The sequence below is a fragment of the Pseudomonas viciae genome (genome assembly GCF_004786035.1).
Lineage (GTDB): Bacteria > Pseudomonadota > Gammaproteobacteria > Pseudomonadales > Pseudomonadaceae > Aquipseudomonas > Aquipseudomonas viciae.
Window position 1 is genome coordinate 12,201 of sequence record NZ_CP035088.1, and the last position, 21,828, is coordinate 34,028.

Below are 21,828 nucleotides of genomic sequence, written 5' to 3' on the forward strand. Positions count from 1 at the left end.
TTACCCCAGCAGCGAAATATCGGCGACGCCGAGGAACAAACCGCGCAGACGCGCCAGCAGCGCGTAACGGTTGGCCCGTACGTTGGCATCTTCGGCATTGACCATCACCGCTTCGAAAAACGCATCCACTGGTTCACGCAGTGCCGCCAGGCGCGCCAGGGTTTCGTTGTACTGACGGGCTGCCGCCATCGGCTGGACCGCCTGGTCAGCCTGCTGGATCGCCGAATACAGGGAGAACTCATTGGCGTTGTCGAAGTACTTGGCTTCGACGGTGGCCGCGATATTGCCTTCGGCCTTGCTCAGCAGGTTCGACACACGCTTGTTCACCGCCGCCAGGGCTGCGGCTTGCGGCAGTTGGCGGAAAGCCTGCACCGCTTGTACGCGCTGGTCGAAGTCCAGGGCCGAACCCGGCTTCAGGGCACGTACCGACAGATAGGTCGCGACATCGACGCCTTCGTCTTCATAACGCGCACGCAGGCGGTCGAAGATGAATTCCAGCACCGCATCGGCCAGGCCTGCTGCCTTGACCTTGCTGCCGAACGCATTGACGGCGAACGCCACGGCGTCGTTCAGGTCCAGATCCAGTTGTTTGTCGATCAGGATCCGCAGCACACCCAACGCCGCACGACGCAAGGCGTACGGGTCTTTGCTGCCGGTGGGCAGCATGCCGATGCCGAAGATGCCGACCAGGGTGTCGAGCTTGTCGGCGATGGCCACGGCCGCACCGGTCAGGGTGGTCGGCAGTTCAGCGCCGGCACCGCGCGGCATGTACTGCTCGTTCAGCGCCAGGGCCACGTCTTGCGGCTCGCCGTCGTTGAGGGCGTAGTAGTAACCGGCGACACCTTGCATCTCCGGGAACTCACCGACCATTTCGGTCGACAGGTCGCACTTGGACAGGATGCCAGCACGGGCCGCGCGCTGGGCGTCACCACCGATGCGTGGGGCGATGAACGCGGCCAGTTTCGAAACGCGCTCGGCCTTGTCGTAGACGCTGCCGAGTTTTTCCTGGAACACCACGTTTTTCAGACGCTCGTTGAAACTTTCCAGGGGCTGTTTCTTGTCTTGCTTGAAGAAGAACTCGGCGTCGGTCAGGCGCGGGCGAACGACTTTCTCGTTACCGGCGATGATCTGCTGCGGGTCCTTGCTCTCGATGTTGGCGACCGTGATGAAGCGCGGCAGCAACTTGCCTTCGGCGTCCAGCAGGCAGAAGTACTTCTGGTTGTCCTGCATGGTGGTGATCAGTGCTTCCTGCGGCACTTCAAGGAAACGTTCCTCGAACGAGCACACCAGCGGCACCGGCCATTCCACCAGCGCCGTCACTTCGTCCAACAGGTTTGGCGGCACAATGGCGGTGCCTTCCTGTTGGGTGGCCAGCTCTTCGGTGCGCTTGCTGATCAGCTCGCGGCGCTCGGTGGCATCGGCCAGTACGTAGGCGGCACGCAGGTCGGCCAGGTAGTTGGCCGGCGAAGTGATGCGTACGCTTTGCGGATGATGGAAGCGGTGCCCACGGGAATCGCGACCGGCCTTCTGGGCCAGGATCGTGCAGTCGATGACCTGGTCACCGAGCAGCATCACCAGCCATTGGGTCGGGCGCACGAACTCTTCCTTGCGCGCGGCCCAGCGCATGCGCTTGGGAATCGGCAAGTCATTGAGGGAGTCTTCGACGATGGTCGGCAGCAGGCTGGCGGTCGGCTTGCCCTTGATGCTCTGGCTGTAGCGCAGCTTCGGCCCGCTCTGGTCGATTTCGCTCAGGTCCACGCCACACTTCTTGGCGAAACCGAGGGCGGCTTGGGTCGGGTTGCCGTCGGCATCGAACGCGGCCTGGCGTGGCGGGCCGTCGAGGTTGATGCTGCGGTCCGGCTGCTGGGTCGCCAGGGCGGTGATCAGCACGGCCAGGCGGCGCGGCGCGGCATAGACGTGCTTGGCTTCGAAGTTCAGGCCAGCGGCTTGCAGGCCTTTCTCGATACCGGCCAGGAATGCATCGGCCAGGGTGTTCAGGGCTTTGGGTGGCAGTTCTTCGGTGCCCAGTTCAACCAGAAAATCTTGAGCACTCATTGTGCAGCCTCCAGCTTAGCCAACACTTCATCACGCAGGTCCGGGGTCGCCATCGGGAAGCCCAGCTTGGCACGGGCCAGCAGGTAGGCTTGCGCAACGGAACGCGCCAGGGTGCGCACACGCAGGATGTATTGCTGGCGCGCGGTCACGGAAATCGCCCGGCGTGCATCCAGCAGGTTGAAGGTATGGGACGCCTTCAACACCATTTCATAGCTCGGCAGTGGCAGCGGCTGATCCAGTTCGATCAGGCGCTTGGCTTCGCTTTCATAGAAATCGAACAGTTCGAACAGCTTCTCGACGTTGGCGTGTTCGAAGTTGTAGGTCGATTGCTCCACTTCGTTCTGGTGGAACACATCGCCATAAGTCACTTTGCCGAATGGGCCGTCAGCCCACACCAGGTCATAGACCGAATCCACGCCCTGCAGGTACATGGCCAGGCGTTCCAGACCGTAGGTGATCTCGCCGGTCACCGGGTAGCACTCGATGCCGCCCGCTTGCTGGAAGTAAGTGAACTGAGTCACTTCCATGCCATTGAGCCAGACTTCCCAGCCCAGGCCCCAGGCGCCCAGGGTCGGCGATTCCCAGTTGTCTTCGACGAAACGAATGTCGTGCACCAGTGGGTCCAGGCCCACGTGCTTGAGGGAGCCGAGGTACAGCTCCTGGAAATTTTCCGGGTTCGGTTTCAGCACCACCTGGAACTGGTAGTAGTGCTGCAGACGGTTCGGGTTTTCGCCGTAGCGGCCGTCAGTCGGGCGGCGGCTGGGCTGCACATAAGCGGCGTTCCAGGTTTCCGGGCCGATGGCGCGCAGAAACGTGGCAGTGTGGAAAGTGCCGGCGCCTACTTCCATATCGTAGGGCTGAAGTACCACGCAACCTTGCTCGGCCCAGTATTGCTGGAGGGCGAGGATCAAGTCTTGGAAGGTACGCACGGCTGGCGTAGGCTGGCTCACGAAATTCACCTGTTTCTTGGGCTGCGATTTAAAGAGCGGGAGTATACCCGATTCGTTCGTGCGCACGCCCCCTGGAGCCTTATGCCACGCTGCTTTTGGTGTTCCGAAGATCCTTTGTACATGGCTTATCACGATCAGGAGTGGGGCACGCCGCTGCGCGATGCGCAGGGTTTGTTCGAGTTGCTTTTGCTCGAAGGGTTCCAGGCCGGGCTGTCCTGGATCACCGTTTTGCGCAAACGCGAGCGCTACCGGCAAGTGCTGTTCGGTTTTGACGTACAGCGAGTCGCGCAGATGAGCGATGCGGAAATCGATGAGCTGATGCTTGACCCCGGCATCATCCGCAACCGCCTCAAGCTCAAGGCGGCCCGCCGTAACGCCCAGGCCTGGCTGGCCCTGGAAGATCCGGTGGCGTTCCTCTGGTCGTTCGTCGGTGATAAACCCATCATCAACCATTTCAAGAATCGCACCGAAGTGCCGGCCATCACGCCCGAGGCACTGGCGATGAGCAAAGGCTTGAAAAAAGCCGGCTTCACCTTCGTCGGCCCGACCATTTGCTACGCCTTGATGCAGGCCTCGGGGATGGTCATGGACCACACCCAGGACTGCGATCGCTACGCCGAGCTGGCAAACGGTGGTTAGAATAGCCGGCTCGCAACACGGCCCATACATTCAGGAGTGACCTGTGGATAAGTTGAAAGGCGCCTTGCTGGTTGGCGCTCTGCGGTTGTTTGCGCTGCTGCCCTGGCGCGCGGTGCAAGCGGTGGGCTCGGCCATTGGCTGGTTCATGTGGAAACTGCCCAACCGTTCCCGCGACGTGGTGCGGATCAACCTCGCCAAATGTTTTCCCGAGATGGACCCGGCCGAGCGTGAACGCCTGGTGGGCCAAAGCCTCAAGGACATCGGCAAATCCCTGACCGAAAGCGCCTGCGCCTGGATCTGGCCGGCCCAGCGTTCCATCGACCTGGTGCGTGAAGTCGAAGGGCTGGAAGTATTGAAGGAAGCGCTGGCCTCCGGCAAAGGCGTGGTGGGTATCACCAGCCACCTGGGCAACTGGGAAGTGCTCAACCACTTCTATTGCAGCCAGTGCAAACCGATCATTTTCTACCGTCCGCCCAAGCTCAAGGCGGTGGATGAGTTGCTGCGTAAACAGCGTGTGCAGTTGGGCAACAAAGTCGCCGCGTCTACCAAGGAAGGCATCCTCAGTGTCATCAAGGAAGTGCGCAAAGGTGGCCAAGTGGGCATCCCCGCCGACCCGGAACCGGCCGAGTCCGCCGGCATCTTCGTGCCCTTCTTCGCCACCCAGGCCCTGACCAGCAAGTTCGTACCGAACATGCTCGCCGGCGGCAAAGCCGTCGGCGTCTTCCTTCACGCCCTGCGCCTGCCGGACGGCTCCGGCTACAAAGTCATCCTCGAAGCCGCCCCGGACGCGATGTACAGCACCGACACCGAAACCGCCTGCGCGGCCATGAGCCAAGTGGTGGAACGCTATGTACGGGCTTACCCAAGCCAGTACATGTGGAGCATGAAACGCTTCAAGAAACGCCCGCCGGGTGAGGCGCGGTGGTATTGAAGGCCTGTTGCTTCATATGAGTGGGGCTGTAGTGAATGCAGGCTCTGTGAACACCCGAGACCCCATGTGGGAGCTGAGCTTGCTCGCGATAGCGCCCTGACAGCCACCACATAACTAACTGACTCCACCCTCCTGTGGCGAGGGGATTTATCCCCGCTGGGCTGCGAAGCAGTCCCAACCGGGCTAACGTATTCCCCCAGGCAAACCCAACGGAGGCCGAATGGATAACGGTCCAGGCAAACGCGTCATCGTCATTGGAGCGGGCATCGTAGGCGCATCCCTGGCCTACCACCTGGCGGCCAAAGGCGCGAAAGTCACGGTAGTCGAGGCCGAAGGCATCGCGTCAGGCGTGACCGGCAGCTCATTCGCCTGGATCAACACCTCACACGGCGAACCCGACCCCATCGCGCCATTGCGCGGTGCTGCCCTCCAGGAATACCACCGACTCGAAACGCAGCTCCCCGGTCTGAAGATCCAATGGAGCGGCGCCCTGTCTTACGGCGCGAGCTCAGAAGCTTCGGCAAACCGGATATCCCAATCACAGATCCGTGAGCTTGAGCCAAAACTCAGGAACCCTCCTCAATCCGCTTCGTATGCAGCAGAAGAAGGAGCACTGGACGCTGTAGCAACAACCCATGCGTTGATTGCCGGAGCCCAGGCGAGTGGTGCGAAAGTGCTCACCCAAACGCCGGTTCTCGGCTTTAGATCCCATGGCTCCACCGTGTTGGGTGTCGAAACCGCCGCGGGCGTCATCGAAGCCGATATCGTCGTATTGGCAGCCGGCACAGGCGTCGCGAAGCTAATAGACCTGCTTAAAGTTTCCCTGCCGATAGAAGCCTCCCCGGCGATTTTCATCCGCTATGAATCACAGCCCAACCTGGTACGCACCCTCATCTCGAACCCCGAAATGGAAGTGAGGCAAACCCCGGAAGGTGCGTTGCTGGCGGCCGAAGACTACCTGGACGATGCCCTGGAAAACCAACCGGCGGCGATAGCACTGCGAACGGCCAACGCCATCAAGAACGAACTCCAAGGTGTTGTCTCCCTGGATCTGCAATCGGCTCGTGTCGGATTCAGGCCCATGCCCGCCGATGGCATCCCCATCATTGGTTATCTTCCGCAGGTCGGCGGCGTCTATGTGTGCGTCATGCACCCCGGAGTGACCCTGGCGGCGATCGTGGGCCGTCTTGCCAGTGAGGAGATCATCGGCGACAAGCCATCCCCTGCCCTCAACCCCTGCCGTCCGGATCGATTTTTTCAAGCTCAGTGAGGGTCAATGGCCTAAGCTCGCCTATTCCCAAATCAGCCAAGGAAGCGTCAATGGGCATTCGAGGTAAAGACCGTCAGATCGATAACGTTGAGTTCAATGTCAGCGATATCGCGCGTAGCAAAGCCTTTTATGGAAGCGTATTCGGCTGGAGTTTCGTCGACTACGGCCCGACCTATACCGAATTCAGCGACGGTCGCCTGACCGGTGGCTTCACGACCGGTGAACCCGTGCGCCCGGGCGGCCCGTTGATCATCCTGTACGCGGATGACCTTGAGGCTACCCAACTCAGGCTCAAGGCCGCAGAGGCGACCATCAGCCGTGAAGTGTTTGCTTTCCCGGGTGGCCGACGTTTCCACTTTATCGATCCGGATGGCTATGAACTGGCCGTGTGGTCGGCTTCCTGATGATCGATTGATGACAAAGAGGCGCAAAGCCTCAATCGTGTCCATGATTAAGGGCTTGCGATGTCGGCGACGTTGGGATGGCGAAGTCAGTCCGGAGTCCGTTGGATGACCGTCCAGCCATATCGCACTTCCTCTGGTCCATTAATCAAGGAGCCACTCCCATGAACATCGACTTCACCGGCCGTCACGTCTTAGTCACCGGCTCCACCAGCGGTATCGGTTTTGCGACAGCCAAAGGCTTCCTCGAGTCCGGCGCCCAGGTGGTCATCAACGGTCGCAGCGAGAGCAGCGTCGAAGACGCGTTACAGCGCTTGGGCGCCCTTGCTTCAAGGGCCGACGGCTTTGCTGGCGATCTCAGCAACGCGTCTGGCTGCCAAGCACTGATCGCCAAGTACCCACGCTTCGATGTCGTCATCAACAACCTGGGCATTTTCAAACTGGAAGACTTTTTCGAGACGCCGGACAGCGAATGGCAGCGTTTCTTCGAAACCAACGTGATGTCGGGCGTGCGGGTTTCCAGGGCCTATGCGCCGGGCATGGTCGAGCGCGGTTGGGGGCGGATTGTGTTTGTCTCGTCGGAATCTGGCGTGAACATTCCTGCCGACATGATCCACTACGGCTTCACCAAAACCGCGCAACTTTCAATCGCTCGCGGCCTGGCCAAGCGCCTCGCCGGCACGGGCGTGACGGTGAATTCGGTGCTGCCGGGGCCGACGCTTTCCGAAGGCGTTGCGCAGATGCTCCAGGCAGACGTCGAGCGCACCGGGGACAGCCTGGAAAAGGTGGCAGCGGATTTCGTCAATCAGCACCGCAGTACCTCGATCATCCAGCGCGCGGCGCGTGTCGAGGAAGTCGCCAACATGATCATCTATGCCAGCTCGGAACAAGCCTCGGCTACCACGGGAGCGGCGCTGCGTGTTGATGGTGGTGTGGTGGATAGCATCGTTTAGGATCTTGTGACACGTTGCAAAAACGCCGCTTCCTCATGAGAGATAAGCGGCGCTTTTTCTTTTGGAAGCAACATGGGTTGATTCGACCGGCTTTCGGAACGGTGAAGGGATTGTTCAGATGACCCTGTTTTGCAGGCGATCCGAGCCACCTTCAGCTACGCGGTTTCCCATCAGTCGATCCGAGCCACCTTCGGCTACGCGGTTTCCCATCAGGCGATCCGAGCCACCTTCGGCTACGCGGTTTCCCATCAGTCGATCCGAGCCACCTTCGGCTACACGGTTTCCCATCAGTCGATCCGAGCCACCTTCGGCTACGCGGTTTCCCATCAGTCGATCCGAGCCACCTTCGGCTACACGGTTTTCAATCAGTCGATCCGAGCCACCTTCGGCTACACGGTTTTCAATCAGTCGATCCGAGCCGCCTTCGGCTACGCGTTTTTCGATCAGGCGATCCGAACCACCCTCAGCGAACGTAGGTTGAACAAAAGAAGTCGCGAACGCATTGCCGAGGGACAGTGCCAGAAGCGAGCCAACGAGAGTTTTGCTGAAAGTGTTCATGTCCTGATCCTTTTTATTCGTGAATGAAGTGAGTTAGACGGTGACGTGCAAACGGACGTCGACGTTGCCGCGTGTCGCGTTGGAGTACGGGCAAACCTGGTGAGCCGCGTCGACCAGCGCTTGAGCATCGGCTTGATCCAGACCTGGCAGGTTGATGTGCAGGTCGATGTCCAGACCGAAACCACCAGGGATCTGGCCGATGCCGACGTGTGCCGTGATCGAGGCGTCAGCAGGAATGCTGCGTTTGCTCTGGCTGGCGACAAACTTCAATGCGCCGATGAAGCAGGCCGAGTAGCCGGCTGCGAACAACTGCTCAGGGTTGGTGGCTTCACCACCGGCGCCGCCCAAGGCTTTTGGAGTGGCCAATTTCACGTCGAGAATCTTGTCGCTGGAAACAGCACGGCCATCACGGCCACCGGTGGAGGTTGCGACTGCGGTATAGAGAACGTTCATGGTGTTTCCTCTCTTGCTGATTGATTTGATCGTTTGGTTTGCGCTAAATGTTTGTGCGCTAACCAGTTGAGTTAAAGTTAACGGGCAAATAGTTTGCGCGCAAGATAAATTTTTGAAAATTTACCGATTTGTATTTAACTAGTTGATATAAAAGGAAATTTATTTTTAGGTGTCGCAGTGCTGCCTACCCGCGTGGGCCGCGAGATGAGCCAAGGGGAAGGAGGTGCTAGGGGGTATCAGCAGGGACAGCGCAGTTGCAGGCCTTCGGGGAGAGGGCGTTCATCAGCAGAATGGTGGGTTCTCGATCGTTCCCACCACGCTTCCGCCAGCCCACACATCCTTGCGCCTTTGCCTACAACAACGCCAGAACCCACCTGCTTGTACGCCCTGTCCCCGGGTTCTATTGTTTTCTGCCACTGCCCATCATCGTATTTGCCACATGAAACGGCCACGTATCAGCGATTTAAACATCAGAGTTATAGCGGTGAACGAGGCATAACATGATCCCCCATTCTATTGACGAGTTTTCCATGAAGACTTCCAAGCCCACTCCAAAGCCCTTGCTTGCAGCTCAGTACCAAGTGGAGGCCCGCCGTCTGGCTGGTTGCGCGACCAGTATTGAGCGTCAATTCTTGTCGGTTAGCCTTGACAAGGGTAAGCAGCTTGAACCGTTGGCCGAATGGCTGGTGTCAGAACCTGAGTTCTGCCGATACAAAAAGACCGCCGAATTGGCGGTCTTTTTGTTTTTTAATTCCGATTAATGATGCAAAGCCAATCCGACTAAGCAACAGCCACTCGATTCCGCCCTAGCGCCTTCGCTCGATACAGGGCCTTATCCGCATCGTTCATCAAGCTGTGAAGATCCTTATTACAGGCCTCCGTCGATGCAACGCCGAGGCTGGCTGATATGCAGTGCACGGGCTCGATCATCAAGGCTGCGATCGTATCAATGAGCCGCTCTGCAATCTGGGTGGCGACTTCGATGGAAGTGTTCGGCAGCAGAATGGCGAATTCTTCACCACCTAGCCGGCCATGGATGTCCGTTGCCCGAAACGACGAACTGATGACCTCTCCCATTTGGCGCAAAACCTGATCCCCCACCTGATGGCCGTAGGTGTCGTTGATGTGCTTGAAGTGATCCATGTCCAACATGACCGCGCATAACCCTTGCCTCTTGGCCTTACATTCGTTGTAAAGCTGCTGGGCATGCTCGAAAAAAGCCCGACGACTTTTCAGGCCAGTCAGTTCATCGGTTTGTGCGGCGCGGGTTGAAATGCTGTTCGCCTGTTCCATTTCACGGGTGAGTCGAAAGGCGATTTCCAGTGCCTGGGACATTTTGTGTGTGGCGCGGGCAGCAAATGCCGCGAACACCAAGATCGAAAGTGCCATGCCGACTTGAATCGGCGACGGTTGAAACAGCAGCCAGGCGGTGCACGGGAATAGCACCAGGCCAATGGAGACCAAAGTCATATCGCGGTAAGCCGAGTAGCAGGACACCGCGCTGACGGACATGCCGACCGTAAAGAGCATGACCAACGCCTGCGACAACAGGTCGTCCGCCGGCATGACAACGAACGCGCCACCGCCCCAAATGCTGGCGGATAACACCAGCGTGACCCAATATTTGCGCTCCCAATGTTGAGGCGTGCGCTGACTTTCGTCGCTGCGGAAATAGGCAACAAACATCGCGATACGCAACAGCGTCGAGCCGGTCAGTATGGCCAGCCACCAGAAAATAGCGCCGTGTTCAAAACGATCCCAGCACAGCCAACTCAGCATGATGGCAGCAAGGTAACTACCCAAAACCGCAGAAACGGATTGGCGAAACAGTTGCTGCAATCGGTCAGTTCGCACCTGCTCGGCTATTACAAAATCCTGGCCATTGCGCAATCTTGGGCCATCCATTTGAACCACCTGGTTATGACGCAACAAAAAAACGATTGTGGCACCCTGCCATTAGCGCAAACAACTGAATTACGCTCTTGGCCACAACCAGGTTCCAATATCTCGATTAAAACTGAACCCCGTGGCGAGAGCTTGCTCCCGCTAGGCTACAAAGCAGCCTTAACCACTGCGCGGACAAACCGCATCTTCTGTTTTACAAGGGATCGGCAATCAAGCTGGAATCAATCCGCCAAAAGAAAAACCCGACGCTTTACGTCGGGTTTTTCGTGGGGTACGACTTTTCGCTTGTCCTATCGCTTCTTCATAGCGATAGAGGTCAGCGGCCTTTGGCAGACTGCGGCCAAAAACGGCCACTCAAACGCAGCTTATTCCGACCCGCGAGTGAGTCACGGGTGCAAAAGGGATGGAGCGCAATGTTGAATGAGCGAGAGCAAGCCCGATGTGCTCATTGTTTACGGGTTACTCGACTTGCGACAGCTTGGCGTCGTCGCAACCGGCAGCACGGCACTCGCGCTCGACAGCCTTGAGTATGACGATACGTGCCTCGGTCTTCTCATTGGCACAGTCCAGGTAGAGCAGGCCATCGTTGGAACAGGCGCTGTCACGATTTTTGATCCATTGGATTTGAGCGGCTTTCACCTTTTTCTTTTGCTCCGGGTTCAGAGCACTCATCGTCTTCTTGTATTGATCGTTGATGTCCTGATCCGACTGAACCATTTTCAGCGACGCGCAATAGGTTCTGTCATAGGCGTTTCTAGGGTTATCGCAACTCATCGCAGATGCCGATGCTGATGCCATTGCCAGCAATGCCCCAACCAACAAAGACTTGATCACTCACTTCTCTCCCTGAATGCCCTCTATTCATTAGAGGTCGCGGTGGGGAATTTATCATGAGGGTTGTAGAACAATGAAGCAGATCCTATGGTTCATTCGGCCCGAACAATGGGCAAATGCTGATAGGGGTTCGGGAGCAAGTGATTGCTGAAAAGGGCTGCGTCGTTCCCGCCGTCCTCGCCGATGCGACTGCCCCGACCAAAACCGGCGCGCCAGGAACGCCTTCCTCAACCGCCCCTGCCCTCCGCCCCCCTTTTCGGACTGAAAGACAAGTAACCACCGCGTATCGAGCGAGGGGGCATCCCCGCTGGGCTGCAAAGCAGCCCCACCCACTCAGAAAATGGGCTTCTATCAGTCAGGTATCTTCATGTCTGTATTTGAGGATGGGTGCGCGCAGGGCGCCCTCGGGCGCGCCGGCTTGCTAACTCCCCGGTCTACTAACCTGCGTACAGCTACCTCCCCTTTTTTACCCTACAAAGCCATCATTTCGGACGGTTACAGGCTTTTTATATTGAAGGCCTTAAACAAAGCTTCTAAGTTCTACTTTTTTACAAAGTAAATATTCAAGTTAACAGCTCCATCAGCAGTGGGAGTACAACCTATTGTCTGATTCGCGACAGATTGTGTTGCATGTCCAGTTCCGTAGAGGAGATTGCTATCACCGTCGGTAATAACTGTACCAGGTGCCGTTGGAGCCGCCGGAGTCTTAACTGTATCCATACCAATGATACTGTCTGGCCAGGACATGGCCGAAAGAGCTAAGCAGGCGGCCTCCGGCACAAAACTGATGACCATAGCTCCCGCTGTAGAGTTCGTGCTGGGAACGGCATAAAAGCCGACTTGGCTGGTTGAGCCAAAGGGAGACGTGAAAAATCCTGCGTTGAATTGTTCTTGTGTGAAGAGGCCGGAACTATTGACGGCATCAGGTGTGAGTCCGTCAAAATTCGATTGAGGAGTGAAGTGCTGGATGATGGCGGGAACTACTGTAATAATTTCTTCTTGTGCCTTTGAAGTCTGCATTTTTCCCGAAACAACGACAAATAACATAATGGCCGCAGCGACAACAATGCCGAGGATGATTAGCCAAAGGGAAGTTTCAATCAGGGTGGCACCCCGTTGAGATTGTTTTTTCATGGGTTGCATAAAGTGAGTTCTCTCTAAAACATCACATAAATTCAGGGGCGGGCCACGTTTATACAACTTCCTGAATTGTGGACCCACCCCGATTTCAGCTATGGATTTTCGAAATAGCTGTAGGGTCCAACGGCCGGGTCATCATAGGTCCATAACGGTAACGGTGATTGAAAAACTACAATCCTCGGAAGTCTCGTATGACGTTGGGTCAACCGAAAGTACATTCTCGGCGCCAGAGAAAACACCGGACCATAGGTGACCGTGGCCTGAAAACGGGTTTTGTAGGTGTACGTGGAATATACCGCTTTCTGTATCTGCCACCTTCCAGTAAAAATTTCCCTCACATCCCGTCATAAGTCCGTCGGACTCTATGGAGAAGGTTCTCGAGTCACCGTAGGGCGCTACGTTCTGGGGGCCATAGTTAGAAGTTACTTCTCCATGCTCCATTTTTTGAGATGACGGATCGTAGGTCAGAAAGCGACGAGATAGATTATTTATCGTGCACTCCACCATGATTGCACCATCTTTTCTGCCGGGATGCGTGTGTTTTCCTTGACTCATTATCATCTCCTGAACGCGACTCAAGGGGCGACGCTAAGCACTTCCATGCAAGTACATGCGTGGCCGGTTTCAAGTAGTTACTGAACGCTGTCACCGAGTTTTGCGATGGCAGCAACGTCGAAGAGTAGTTCCAGTTGCGCGTGAACGCGTCCATCGTTTTACTTTTTTTTTGCAGCCGCCGGTGAATCAAAACGCCCGTAGCAATTGTCTTCTCCACGGAGCGGGACCAAGCCCCCGTCCACGGATTGGTCGACATTTCGAGCATAAAAAGACGGGGCTGCATTCCCACGCAGCCCCGTCTTTTTATCGCCTGTCAGATCAGAACGCCGGCAAAACCGCGCCTTTGTACTTCTCCAGAATAAAAGCCTTCACTTCCGGGCTATGCAGCGCCGCAACCAGCTTCTTCATCGCCTCACTGTCCTTATCATCCTCACGAGCCACCAGGATGTTCACATAAGGCGAGTCGCTACCTTCAATCACCAACGCATCCTTGGAAGGATCAAGCTTGGCCTCCAACGCATAGTTGGTATTGATCAACGCCAGATCCACCTGAGTCAGTACCCGCGGAATGGTCGCCGCTTCCAGTTCACGGAACTTCAGATCCTTCGGGTTCTCGGTGATGTCTTTGGTAGTCGACAGGATGTTGTTCGAATCCTTCAACTTGATCACCCCGGCCTTCGCCAGCAGCAACAGCGCACGGCCGCCGTTGGTGGCGTCGTTCGGGATGACCACGTTGGCGCCGCCTGGCAGTTCGGTAAGGGCCTTGTACTTGCTGGAGTACGCGCCCAGGGGTTCCAGGTGCACACCGGCCACGCTCACCAGGTGCGTGCCCTTGGCCTTGTTGAACTCATCCAGGTATGGCTGGTGCTGGAAGAAGTTGGCGTCCAGGCGTTTTTCAGCGACCTGTACGTTCGGCTGGATGTAGTCGGTGAAGACTTTGACCTTGAGGTCCACGCCTTCTTTGGCCAGGGCAGGTTTGACGAATTCGAGGATTTCCGCGTGCGGCACCGGCGTTGCGGCGACGGTCAGGGTGTCGGCGGCGTGGGCGGAAAACGCTGCGGCGGCAGCGAAGGCAACCAGTAGTTTCTTCATTCAGCTAACTCCTTTTGAGGCGCCTGCTCTCGGCGCCTGCCAGCGAATGGCCGGCTCATGGTTTATTGGCCGCGAGGCCTTATTTTCTAGAAAAATGTACAACCAGTTTGTCGCCCACGGTTTGCAGGACTTGGACCAGCACCAGCAGCAACACCACCGTGACCACCATGACATCGGTCTGGAAGCGCTGGTAACCGAAACGGATCGCCAGGTCGCCCAAACCACCGGCGCCGACCACACCGGCCATGGCCGTGTAGGACACCAGCGTAATCGCTGTCACCGTAATCGCGGCAAAAATGCCCGGACGGGCTTCCGGCAGCAAGGCGTTGACGATGATCTGCCGAGTCGTCGCGCCCATGGCCTGGGTCGCTTCGATGATGCCGCGATCGACTTCGCGCAAGGCGGTTTCCACCAACCGCGCGAAGAACGGCGTCGCGCCGACTACCAGCGGCGGGATCGCACCGGCCACGCCCAGCGAAGTGCCGGTAATCAATACCGTGAACGGGATCATCACGATCAACAGGATGATGAACGGCAGCGAGCGCAGGATGTTGACGACCAGCGACAGCAGCGCATAAACGCCGCGGGCTTCGAGCAACTGGCGCGGGCTGCACAGGAACAGCAGCACCCCCAGCGGCAGGCCGAGCAGCACGGTGAACAACAGCGAGCCGAACAGCATCAGGAAGGTATCGCCCGTCGCCAGCCAGATTTCCAGCCAGTCGATGTTGGAGAAAAACGAATTCAACAGGTCCATCAGCGCAGCACCTCCATGTGGACATCAGCCGCGGTGAAGCGGGCAAACGCCGCCTCCATGTCACCGCCGGTGATGGCGAGGGTCAGTTGCCCGTAGGGGGTGTCTTTGATGCGGTCGATGCGGCCGGCCAGGATGCTGTAGTCCACGCCGGTTTCCCGGGCGACGGTGCCGAGTAACGGCGCGTAGGTCGCTTCGCCCTGGAACGTCAGACGCACGATGCGCCCCGGCACGTGGGCAAAATCGTCGCGCTGTTCGCTTTCGTCGATCTGTTCGTCTTCCTGGACGAAACGCTTGGTGGTCGCGTGCTTGGGGTGCAGGAACACCTCGGCCACCGGCCCTTGCTCGACAATCACGCCGGCGTCCATCACCGCCACTTGATCGCAAACGCGGCGGATCACGTCCATTTCATGGGTGATCAACACGATGGTCAGCTTCAGTTCGCGGTTGATCTCCGCCAGCAGCTGCAGCACCGATGCGGTGGTTTGCGGGTCGAGGGCGCTGGTGGCTTCGTCGCACAGCAAAATCTTGGGCTTGGTCGCCAGGGCGCGGGCGATGCCGACGCGTTGTTTCTGGCCGCCGGACAATTGCGCCGGGTATTTCCTGGCGTGGTCGGACAAGCCCACCCGTGCCAGCAACTCGGCGACGCGCTGATCGATTTCGCTGCGGGACAATTCGCCCGCCAAGGTCAGCGGCAGCGCGACGTTGTCGGCCACGGTCTTGGAGGCCAGCAGGTTGAAGTGCTGGAAAATCATCCCGACCTGCTGCCGGAAGCGCCGCAGGCCGCTGGCGTCGAGGGCGGTGACTTCTTCGCCGTCGACGATGATCTTGCCGCCACTGGAGTCTTCCAGGCGATTGATCAGGCGCAGCAGGGTACTTTTTCCCGCACCGGAATGGCCAATCAGGCCGAAGACCTGACCGTTCTCAATCGTCAGACTGGTCGGGTGCAGGGCGGGGATATCCCTACCGGCGACCCGGTAGGTTTTATGGACGTTTTGAAACTCGATCACGTAGCGAACCTTGTGGGGCGCGTTGGAAAAGGATCAGCGGTTAGCCGGGCGCGCATTTTAGCCTGTCCGTATAGAGGTTCTTAGCATTTATTTGCGATCAGACCTGTCATTTGGCAATAACGCTATCAAAGGCCATAAAAAAGGAACACGGCCAAACGGCATCGGTCACTCATTAAGCAACTCGAAAATGCCCGGGTATCGACCTGCGGTATCGAACTCAGAGTCCTGGCCATGGCGGGGATCGCAAAGAGGAGTTATGCCTGATGAGTAACAAAAAACCCACGGTCAACAAGAGCCAACTGGCCGGGACCGATACGCTGGATCGCGGCAACACCAATACCAAGCTCGAAAGTCTGGAACAATTTCGCTCCGACGCCACCGAACAGGCCCTGCGCACCAATCAGGGTGTGAAAATCGCTGATAACCAGAACACCCTCCGGGCCGGGGCGCGCGGTCCCTCGCTGCTGGAAGACTTCATCATGCGTGAGAAAATCACGCATTTTGACCATGAACGCATCCCGGAACGTATCGTTCACGCCCGCGGCACCGGCGCCCATGGTTATTTCCAAACCTATGAAGCGCATTCGGCGCTGACCAAAGCCGGTTTCCTACAGGATCCGAGCAAAAAGACCCCGGTATTCGTGCGTTTTTCCACTGTGCAAGGGCCCCGGGGGTCCGGCGACACCGTGCGCGACGTGCGTGGCTTTGCGGTGAAGTTCTTCACTGACGAAGGCAACTTCGACTTGGTGGGCAACAACATGCCGGTGTTTTTCATCCAGGACGCGGTCAAGTTCCCCGACTTTGTCCACGCGGTGAAACCCGAGCCCCACAATGAAATTCCTACCGGCGGCTCGGCTCACGACACCTTCTGGGATTTTGTCTCGCTGGTGCCGGAATCGGCGCACATGGTGATCTGGGCGATGTCCGACAGGGCGATCCCGAAAAGCCTACGTAGCATGCAGGGCTTTGGGGTGCACACCTTCCGTATGATCAACGCCGAAGGCCGTAGCAGTTTCGTCAAGTTCCACTGGCGTCCCTCGGCAGGCACCTGCTCGCTGGTGTGGGACGAAGCCCAGAAACTGGCCGGTAAAGACACCGACTATCACCGTCGCGATCTTTGGGAGGCGATCGAGATGGGGGACTACCCGGAATGGGAATTTGGCGTACAAATCATCGCTGAAGAAGACGAGCACAAGTTCGACTTCGACCTGCTCGACCCGACCAAGCTGATCCCGGAAGAACTCGTCCCTATTACACCTTTGGGCAAGATGGTGCTGAACCGCAACCCGGACAATTTCTTTGCCGAGGTTGAGCAAGTTGCGTTCTGCCCCGGGCACATTGTGCCGGGCATCGACTTTTCCAACGACCCGTTGCTGCAAGGTCGGCTGTTTTCCTACACCGATACGCAAATCAGCCGACTCGGTGGGCCGAACTTTCATGAACTGCCGATCAACCGTGCTATCACCCCGGTGCACAACGGCCAGCGTGACGGCATGCACCGCAGCACCATCGACAAGGGGCGCACTTCCTACGAGCCGAACTCCATCGATGGCGGCTGGCCGAAGGAAACCCCGTCCGGCCCTGAGGACGGTGGCTTTGAAAGCTATCCGGAGCGCATCGACGCGTACAAGATCCGCCAGCGCAGCGAGTCGTTCGGCGATCATTTCTCCCAGGCGCGGCTGTTCTACCAGAGCATGAGCGCCCACGAGCAGGAGCACATCATCGCGGCCTACAGCTTCGAGTTGGGCAAAGTCGAGCGGGAGTTCATTCGGGCGCGGCAGGTCAATGAGATCCTCGCCAACATCGACTTGGAACTGGCGGCGCGGGTGGCGAAAAACCTCGGGTTGCCAGCTCCCACCGCCGGCACCGTCGATGTACCGAAGCCCTCGCTGGAGAAATCCCCGGCCTTGAGTCAGGCGAACCTGCTTCCCGGGGACATCAAGACCCGCAAGGTGGCGGTGCTGGTGGCCAACGGTGTCGATGGCGCGATCATCGAGGCGCTCAAAAAAGCTCTGAAGGCTGAGGGGGCTCACGCCAAGGTGCTGGGGCCGACCTCTGCGCCGGTCACCACTGCCGCCGGGAAGACGCTACCCGTGGATGCGTCGATGGAAGGGCTGCCCTCGATTGCCTTTGACGCGGTGTTCGTACCGGGCGGTGCGCAATCGATCAAGGCCTTGAGTGCCGATGGGGTGGCGTTGCATTACGTGCTGGAGGCTTACAAGCACTTGAAAGCCATCGCGCTGAATGGCGAAGCGCGGCAGTTGTTGGTGCTGTTGAAACTGGAGGCGGATGCGGGGTTGATTCCTGACGCGGATGCCAGCAAATTCCCGGCATTTTTTGCGGCGATTGCTCAGCATCGGGTGTGGGCGCGGGAGCCTAAGGCTAAGGCGATTCCGGCTTGATGAGAGTCTGAAAGAGACTCGTTGTCTGGTAGAACGCTATCGCGAGCTCGGTCCCACATGGGGTTTTGTAATCGACACAAACCACTGTGGGAGCGAGCTCGCTCGCGATGCTTTTTAAGGCTTACGAGGAGTCAGCACCATCTGCGCCGGCACGCTGCGCAAGATCTGCTTTTGCAGTTTCAGATCAAACCCGGGGTCGAGTTTTTTAACCCGCTTGGTCAGCAATGTCGCCAGCCACGGATAATCATCGGTGCGTGGCGCCTGGATGCTGACGTCACATTGGAAATTCACCACATCCGCAGCGATGGCATCCAATTGCCGACGCATTTTCTGGATATCACTGATATTGAGCGACACCGTGGTGCTTTCGGCACTGGGATCGATCACTTTGGCGACCGGTTTGGCTTCGGCGGCCTGGAGGGCGGCCTCGGCTTTTTCCAGTTCGGCCTTGCGGGCTTCGGCAATGGCGCTGTTGACCTCACCGGAGAGTGCCGGGGCCTTGGGCATCAAGGCTCGGGCGCGGCTCAGCGCGGTGGTGGCGGCGTTTACGTCGCCTTTTTGCAGGTCGATCTGGCTGCGGCGCAAGTACGCCTCGGCCAGTTGCCGTTGGTAGGGTTCCAACGACGGATCTTCGGGGGTTTGGGCCTGCAAGGCGGCCAACTGATCTTCAGCGGTGGCCAGCTCATTGCTGGCCAGGCTTTGTTCAAGCTGCGCGATGGCCGGGCCCCGGGTATCAGGGGCCTCGGTGACCGGCGGCGAACTTTGGCATGCGCCCAGTAGCAGAGAAAATGCAACAAGGAGCAGATAACGGGAGGCGAACGGCTTCATTCCTGCGACTCTCTATTTGCGCAAAAAGCGAGCAAGTCTACACCCCTCGACGAGGCAGGACAAAACTCAGCAGAAACAGCCCGGCGGCACTGACCACGATCGACGGTCCCGCCGGGGTGTCCTTGAACCACGACAACGCCAGCCCGCCGCACACCGCGAGCATGCCCAGCAGGCTCGCGCCCAGGGCCATTTGCTCCGGGGAGCGGGCGTGACGCTGTGCCGCCGCCGCCGGAATGATCAGCAATGAAGTTATCAGCAACACACCGACAATTTTCATCGCCACGGCGATGACCACGGCAATCAGCAGCATCAGCGCCAACCGCAACCCCACCACGGGCAAGCCTTCGACCCGCGCCAGTTCCTCGTGCACGGTCACGGCCAGCAAAGGCCGCCACAGCGCCACCAGTAACAGCAGCACCGCCGCGCTGCCGCCCAGGATCCACGACAGGTCGGTGGGGCTGATGGCCAACAGATCACCAAACAGGTAGGCCATCAGGTCAATCCGCACGTCATGCATGAAGCTTAGTACCACCAGCCCGAGGGACAGGGTACTGGGTGCGAGAATTCCCAGCAGCGTGTCGGACGCCAGCGGTTGGCGCTGCTGCAACGTCACCAGCAGCACCGCCAGCAACAGGCAACCCACGGTCACCGCCACCGCCGGGCTTACGTCCAGCAGAAACCCCAAGGCCACGCCGAGCAGCGCCGCGTGGGACAAGGTGTCGCCGAAATAGGCCATGCGCCGCCAGACCACGAACGAGCCCAGGGGCCCGGCCACCAGCGCGAGGGCCAGGCCTGCGAGCAGGGCGTACAACAGAAAGTCAGCCATGCTTGCAGCTATCTCCATGAACATGGGTAGAAACAGAGGAGTCGCTGACCACCGAGCCATGCAGGTCATGGGCGTGGTCATGATGGTGGTGATAAATCGCCAGGCTTTGTGCGTTCTTTCCGAACAGCTCGACGAAGGCCGGATCGCCACTGACCTGCTCCGGATGCCCGGAACAGCAAACGTGACGGTTGAGGCAGACCACTTGGTCGGTGGTGCTCATCACCAGGTGCAGATCGTGGGACACCATCAAAACGCCGCAACCGTGACGGTCGCGCAGGCGAGTGATCAGGCTGTACAGCTCGGCCTGCCCCGCGACGTCGACGCCTTGCACCGGTTCGTCGAGCACCAGCAGCTCGGGCTCGCGCAGCAGGGCGCGGGCCAGCAGCACGCGCTGCATTTCGCCACCGGAAACACTTTGCACCGGGCTGTCGATTACCTGTTCGGCGCCGACTTCGTTGAGCGCCGCCAAGGCCCGTGCGCGATCCACGCCGGGGACCAGGCGCAGGAAACGCAATACCGACAGTGGCAGAGTTGGGTCTACATGGAGTTTTTGCGGCATGTAGCCGACCCGCAGCTTCGGCTTGCGCCAGACGCTGCCGCTGTCCGGCTTGAGTAAACCGAGCACGGCGCGCACCAGGGTGGTCTTGCCGGCGCCGTTGGGGCCGATCAAGGTGACGATTTGCCCCGGCTCGACGCTCAGCTGGATGTTATCCAGCACGCTCTGCCCGGCGAACGTCACGGCCACCTGTTCGAGGCGGATCAACGCGTTGCTCATCAGGCCCCCTGGCAACCGGAACACAGGCCGACCACTTCGACGGTCTGGCTGTCGACCACGAAGCCCACGTCCTTGGCGCTGGCGACGATGGCGTCGCTGATGGACTTCTGCTCCAGCTCAATGGCGGCATGGCATACGCGGCAGATCAGGAACTGCCCCTGGTGGGCGTGCTCCGGATGGTTGCAGCCGACGAAGGCGTTCAGCGACGAGATGCGGTGCACCAGGCCGTTTTCCAGCAAAAAATCCAGCGCCCGATAGACCGTCGGCGGCGCGGCGCGGCGCCCGTCCTGTTCACTGAGCACGGCCAGGATGTCGTAGGCGCCCAGCGGCTTGTGGCTTTGCCAGACCAGTTCGAGCACGCGTCGACGCAAGGCGGTCAGGCGCAACCCCTGGCGCGCGCAGATGGCATCGGCCTCGGACAGCGCGCTGTGCACACAGTGGGAGTGATCGTGGGGACGACTGGCAAGGGGGGTAATAGGCATGGGCAGCGACGAGTTCAGTGAGAGACGTTATTATGTTACCCGTTCTCGCCTCTTCGAGTGGTCATCGTGTCCCGAATTTTTTCGCTCTTTGTCGTTTTTGTCGCAAGTTTTCTACTGATCGGCCCAGTCCAGGCCGAAGTCAAAGTCCTTACCAGCATCAAGCCATTGCAGCTGATTGCCGCAGCGGTGCAGGACGGCGTGGCGGTTCCTGAAGTGTTGCTGCCGCCTGGTGCTTCGCCGCATCACTACGCCTTGCGGCCATCCGACGTACGGAAGGTGCAATCGATGGACCTGCTCTACTGGATCGGCCCGGACATGGAAAGCTTTCTGCCGCGCGTGCTGAACGGTCGTACGCTGCCTTCTGTCGCCGTACAGGATTTGCCGGGGCTCAAGCTTCGCCACTTCGCCCAGGACAGCCAGTCTCACGCCGAGGATGACCACGACGGCGACGAGCATGATCACGACCACCGCCCCGGTTCGATCGATGCCCACTTGTGGCTGTCACCGACTAATGCACGAGTGATCGCCGCCAAAATGACGGCTGACTTGAGCGCGGCCGACCCGGCCAACGCTGCCCGTTATCAAAGCAATCTCAAGGGTTTCAACCAGCGCCTCGACGCTCTGGACGTACGCCTGAAGGCGCGCCTGGCCAGCGTCGCAGGCAAGCCGTACTTCGTGTTCCACGAAGCGTTCGATTATTTTGAGGACAATTACGGCCTCAAGCACGCCGGTGTGTTCGCCGTGGCCGCCGAAGTCCAGCCCGGTGCCCAGCACGTGGCGGCGATGCGTACGCGCTTGCAGGCGGTGGGCAAGACCTGTGTGTTCAGCGAGCCGCCCCTGCGCCCGCGCCTGGCCGAGACCCTGGTGGCTGGGTTGCCGGTGAAGTTGGCGGAGCTGGATGCACTGGGCGGCTATACCCCGGCGACGGCGCAAGGGTATGAGCAGTTGTTGGAAAAGTTGGGGAATGATTTGGCGGGGTGCCTGGAGTCGCTGTAACGCCAGACCAAACGCAGAACCC

23 protein-coding genes are annotated in these 21,828 nt (G+C 58.9%); 8 read left to right on the plus strand and 15 right to left on the minus strand.

The genetic code is table 11. The annotated features are described in order from the left end of the window. Together glyS and glyQ are read right to left on the minus strand one after the other, a co-directional pair. Window positions 1-2,055, minus strand: coding sequence for a glycine--tRNA ligase subunit beta (gene glyS / locus EPZ47_RS00050; protein WP_135842970.1), 2,055 nt, complete (start codon window positions 2,053-2,055; stop codon window positions 1-3). After that, window positions 2,052-3,005: a glycine--tRNA ligase subunit alpha gene (glyQ, locus tag EPZ47_RS00055; protein WP_003177094.1), complete on the minus strand. Its 954-nt coding sequence runs from the start codon at window positions 3,003-3,005 to the stop codon at window positions 2,052-2,054. The genes glyS and glyQ overlap by 4 nt, the downstream gene beginning before the upstream one ends. 81 nt (window positions 3,006-3,086) lie before the next feature. On the opposite strand from glyQ, the gene EPZ47_RS00060 reads away from it, so the two are divergent. The 5 genes from EPZ47_RS00060 to EPZ47_RS00080 all read left to right on the plus strand — a co-directional run bounded on the left by EPZ47_RS00060 (window position 3,087) and on the right by EPZ47_RS00080 (window position 7,199). Next, window positions 3,087-3,644 (plus strand): DNA-3-methyladenine glycosylase I, encoded by a 558-nt coding sequence (locus tag EPZ47_RS00060; protein ID WP_135842971.1) that lies wholly within the window; start codon window positions 3,087-3,089, stop codon window positions 3,642-3,644. A 43-nt stretch (window positions 3,645-3,687) separates the two neighbouring features. After that, window positions 3,688-4,575 (plus strand): lysophospholipid acyltransferase, encoded by an 888-nt coding sequence (locus tag EPZ47_RS00065; RefSeq protein WP_135842972.1) that lies wholly within the window; start codon window positions 3,688-3,690, stop codon window positions 4,573-4,575. Window positions 4,576-4,795: 220 nt separating this feature from the next. Beyond that, complete coding sequence (locus EPZ47_RS00070) at window positions 4,796-5,845, plus strand: NAD(P)/FAD-dependent oxidoreductase (RefSeq protein WP_135842973.1); 1,050 nt, start codon at window positions 4,796-4,798, stop codon at window positions 5,843-5,845. A gap of 50 nt (window positions 5,846-5,895) precedes the next feature. After that, entirely contained in the window at window positions 5,896-6,249 is a 354-nt protein-coding gene (locus tag EPZ47_RS00075; protein ID WP_135842974.1) for a VOC family protein, read from the plus strand. Between the two features lie 161 nt (window positions 6,250-6,410). Next, window positions 6,411-7,199 (plus strand): SDR family NAD(P)-dependent oxidoreductase, encoded by a 789-nt coding sequence (locus EPZ47_RS00080; protein WP_135842975.1) that lies wholly within the window; start codon window positions 6,411-6,413, stop codon window positions 7,197-7,199. A gap of 114 nt (window positions 7,200-7,313) precedes the next feature. Here the strand turns inward: EPZ47_RS00080 and EPZ47_RS30295 are convergent, their stop codons facing one another. After that, a complete protein-coding gene (locus EPZ47_RS30295) occupies window positions 7,314-7,757 on the minus strand; it encodes a phage infection protein (protein WP_135842976.1) in 444 nt (147 codons plus the stop codon). A gap of 33 nt (window positions 7,758-7,790) precedes the next feature. Beyond that, entirely contained in the window at window positions 7,791-8,210 is a 420-nt protein-coding gene (locus tag EPZ47_RS00090) for an organic hydroperoxide resistance protein (RefSeq protein ID WP_003196182.1), read from the minus strand. A gap of 530 nt (window positions 8,211-8,740) precedes the next feature. Between EPZ47_RS00090 and EPZ47_RS00095 the strand changes: the two genes are divergently transcribed. Beyond that, window positions 8,741-8,971 carry a hypothetical protein gene (locus EPZ47_RS00095; protein WP_135842977.1) on the plus strand — a complete coding sequence of 77 codons (231 nt, stop codon included), beginning with the start codon at window positions 8,741-8,743 and terminating at the stop codon, window positions 8,969-8,971. Window positions 8,972-8,990: 19 nt separating this feature from the next. On the opposite strand, the gene EPZ47_RS00100 is transcribed toward EPZ47_RS00095, so the two are convergent. The 7 genes from EPZ47_RS00100 to EPZ47_RS00130 all read right to left on the minus strand — a co-directional run bounded on the left by EPZ47_RS00100 (window position 8,991) and on the right by EPZ47_RS00130 (window position 15,497). Next, window positions 8,991-10,115 (minus strand): GGDEF domain-containing protein, encoded by a 1,125-nt coding sequence (locus EPZ47_RS00100; protein ID WP_135842978.1) that lies wholly within the window; start codon window positions 10,113-10,115, stop codon window positions 8,991-8,993. 459 nt (window positions 10,116-10,574) lie between these two features. Continuing rightward, complete coding sequence (locus tag EPZ47_RS00105; RefSeq protein WP_122567698.1) at window positions 10,575-10,949, minus strand: lysozyme inhibitor LprI family protein; 375 nt, start codon at window positions 10,947-10,949, stop codon at window positions 10,575-10,577. Between the two features lie 540 nt (window positions 10,950-11,489). Further along, window positions 11,490-12,092: a hypothetical protein gene (locus tag EPZ47_RS00110; RefSeq protein ID WP_135842979.1), complete on the minus strand. Its 603-nt coding sequence runs from the start codon at window positions 12,090-12,092 to the stop codon at window positions 11,490-11,492. A gap of 132 nt (window positions 12,093-12,224) precedes the next feature. Continuing rightward, on the minus strand, window positions 12,225-12,644 hold the full coding sequence (locus tag EPZ47_RS00115; RefSeq protein WP_135842980.1) for a hypothetical protein: 420 nt from the start codon (window positions 12,642-12,644) through the stop codon (window positions 12,225-12,227). Between the two features lie 318 nt (window positions 12,645-12,962). Continuing rightward, complete coding sequence (locus tag EPZ47_RS00120; protein ID WP_135842981.1) at window positions 12,963-13,736, minus strand: MetQ/NlpA family ABC transporter substrate-binding protein; 774 nt, start codon at window positions 13,734-13,736, stop codon at window positions 12,963-12,965. A gap of 79 nt (window positions 13,737-13,815) precedes the next feature. Continuing rightward, entirely contained in the window at window positions 13,816-14,490 is a 675-nt protein-coding gene (locus tag EPZ47_RS00125) for a methionine ABC transporter permease (RefSeq protein ID WP_135842982.1), read from the minus strand. Further along, window positions 14,490-15,497: a methionine ABC transporter ATP-binding protein gene (locus tag EPZ47_RS00130; protein WP_135842983.1), complete on the minus strand. Its 1,008-nt coding sequence runs from the start codon at window positions 15,495-15,497 to the stop codon at window positions 14,490-14,492. Before EPZ47_RS00130 ends, EPZ47_RS00125 begins: the two co-directional genes overlap by 1 nt. Window positions 15,498-15,760: 263 nt before the next feature. On the opposite strand from EPZ47_RS00130, the gene katE reads away from it, so the two are divergent. Beyond that, on the plus strand, window positions 15,761-17,899 hold the full coding sequence (gene katE / locus EPZ47_RS00135; protein ID WP_135842984.1) for a catalase HPII: 2,139 nt from the start codon (window positions 15,761-15,763) through the stop codon (window positions 17,897-17,899). Between the two features lie 114 nt (window positions 17,900-18,013). Here the strand turns inward: katE and EPZ47_RS00140 are convergent, their stop codons facing one another. The 4 genes from EPZ47_RS00140 to zur are packed head-to-tail and all read right to left on the minus strand — an operon-like array spanning window position 18,014 to window position 20,810. Beyond that, window positions 18,014-18,727 (minus strand): PA5502 family lipoprotein, encoded by a 714-nt coding sequence (locus tag EPZ47_RS00140; protein WP_135842985.1) that lies wholly within the window; start codon window positions 18,725-18,727, stop codon window positions 18,014-18,016. 37 nt (window positions 18,728-18,764) lie between these two features. Beyond that, window positions 18,765-19,553, minus strand: a complete 789-nt coding sequence (gene znuB, locus EPZ47_RS00145; protein WP_135842986.1) for a zinc ABC transporter permease subunit ZnuB — start codon at window positions 19,551-19,553, stop codon at window positions 18,765-18,767. Then, on the minus strand, window positions 19,546-20,328 hold the full coding sequence (gene znuC / locus EPZ47_RS00150) for a zinc ABC transporter ATP-binding protein ZnuC (RefSeq protein WP_135842987.1): 783 nt from the start codon (window positions 20,326-20,328) through the stop codon (window positions 19,546-19,548). The genes znuB and znuC overlap by 8 nt, the downstream gene beginning before the upstream one ends. Continuing rightward, complete coding sequence (zur, locus tag EPZ47_RS00155) at window positions 20,328-20,810, minus strand: zinc uptake transcriptional repressor Zur (protein WP_135842988.1); 483 nt, start codon at window positions 20,808-20,810, stop codon at window positions 20,328-20,330. The genes znuC and zur overlap by 1 nt, the downstream gene beginning before the upstream one ends. Before the next feature lie 66 nt (window positions 20,811-20,876). Here zur and znuA point away from each other — a divergent pair, with 66 nt between their 5' ends. After that, window positions 20,877-21,806, plus strand: a complete 930-nt coding sequence (gene znuA, locus EPZ47_RS00160; RefSeq protein ID WP_135842989.1) for a zinc ABC transporter substrate-binding protein ZnuA — start codon at window positions 20,877-20,879, stop codon at window positions 21,804-21,806. The last annotated feature ends 22 nt before the right edge of the window (window positions 21,807-21,828 follow it).

What these genes read in the sequence shown, in the direction of transcription:
- EPZ47_RS00120 (WP_135842981.1), bottom strand. Translation starts at nt 13,736, where the DNA reads ATGAAGAAACTACTGGTTGCCTTCGCTGCCGCCGCAGCGTTTTCCGCC.
- EPZ47_RS00060 (WP_135842971.1), top strand. Translation starts at nt 3,087, where the DNA reads ATGCCACGCTGCTTTTGGTGTTCCGAAGATCCTTTGTACATGGCTTAT.
- EPZ47_RS00090 (WP_003196182.1), bottom strand. Translation starts at nt 8,210, where the DNA reads ATGAACGTTCTCTATACCGCAGTCGCAACCTCCACCGGTGGCCGTGAT.
- zur (WP_135842988.1), bottom strand. Translation starts at nt 20,810, where the DNA reads ATGCCTATTACCCCCCTTGCCAGTCGTCCCCACGATCACTCCCACTGT.
- katE (WP_135842984.1), top strand. Translation starts at nt 15,761, where the DNA reads ATGAGTAACAAAAAACCCACGGTCAACAAGAGCCAACTGGCCGGGACC.
- znuC (WP_135842987.1), bottom strand. Translation starts at nt 20,328, where the DNA reads ATGAGCAACGCGTTGATCCGCCTCGAACAGGTGGCCGTGACGTTCGCC.
- EPZ47_RS30295 (WP_135842976.1), bottom strand. Translation starts at nt 7,757, where the DNA reads ATGAACACTTTCAGCAAAACTCTCGTTGGCTCGCTTCTGGCACTGTCC.
- EPZ47_RS00095 (WP_135842977.1), top strand. Translation starts at nt 8,741, where the DNA reads ATGAAGACTTCCAAGCCCACTCCAAAGCCCTTGCTTGCAGCTCAGTAC.
- EPZ47_RS00075 (WP_135842974.1), top strand. Translation starts at nt 5,896, where the DNA reads ATGGGCATTCGAGGTAAAGACCGTCAGATCGATAACGTTGAGTTCAAT.
- EPZ47_RS00100 (WP_135842978.1), bottom strand. Translation starts at nt 10,115, where the DNA reads ATGGATGGCCCAAGATTGCGCAATGGCCAGGATTTTGTAATAGCCGAG.
- EPZ47_RS00110 (WP_135842979.1), bottom strand. Translation starts at nt 12,092, where the DNA reads ATGCAACCCATGAAAAAACAATCTCAACGGGGTGCCACCCTGATTGAA.
- znuB (WP_135842986.1), bottom strand. Translation starts at nt 19,553, where the DNA reads ATGGCTGACTTTCTGTTGTACGCCCTGCTCGCAGGCCTGGCCCTCGCG.
- EPZ47_RS00070 (WP_135842973.1), top strand. Translation starts at nt 4,796, where the DNA reads ATGGATAACGGTCCAGGCAAACGCGTCATCGTCATTGGAGCGGGCATC.
- EPZ47_RS00125 (WP_135842982.1), bottom strand. Translation starts at nt 14,490, where the DNA reads ATGGACCTGTTGAATTCGTTTTTCTCCAACATCGACTGGCTGGAAATC.
- glyS (WP_135842970.1), bottom strand. Translation starts at nt 2,055, where the DNA reads ATGAGTGCTCAAGATTTTCTGGTTGAACTGGGCACCGAAGAACTGCCA.
- EPZ47_RS00140 (WP_135842985.1), bottom strand. Translation starts at nt 18,727, where the DNA reads ATGAAGCCGTTCGCCTCCCGTTATCTGCTCCTTGTTGCATTTTCTCTG.
- EPZ47_RS00080 (WP_135842975.1), top strand. Translation starts at nt 6,411, where the DNA reads ATGAACATCGACTTCACCGGCCGTCACGTCTTAGTCACCGGCTCCACC.
- EPZ47_RS00115 (WP_135842980.1), bottom strand. Translation starts at nt 12,644, where the DNA reads ATGAGTCAAGGAAAACACACGCATCCCGGCAGAAAAGATGGTGCAATC.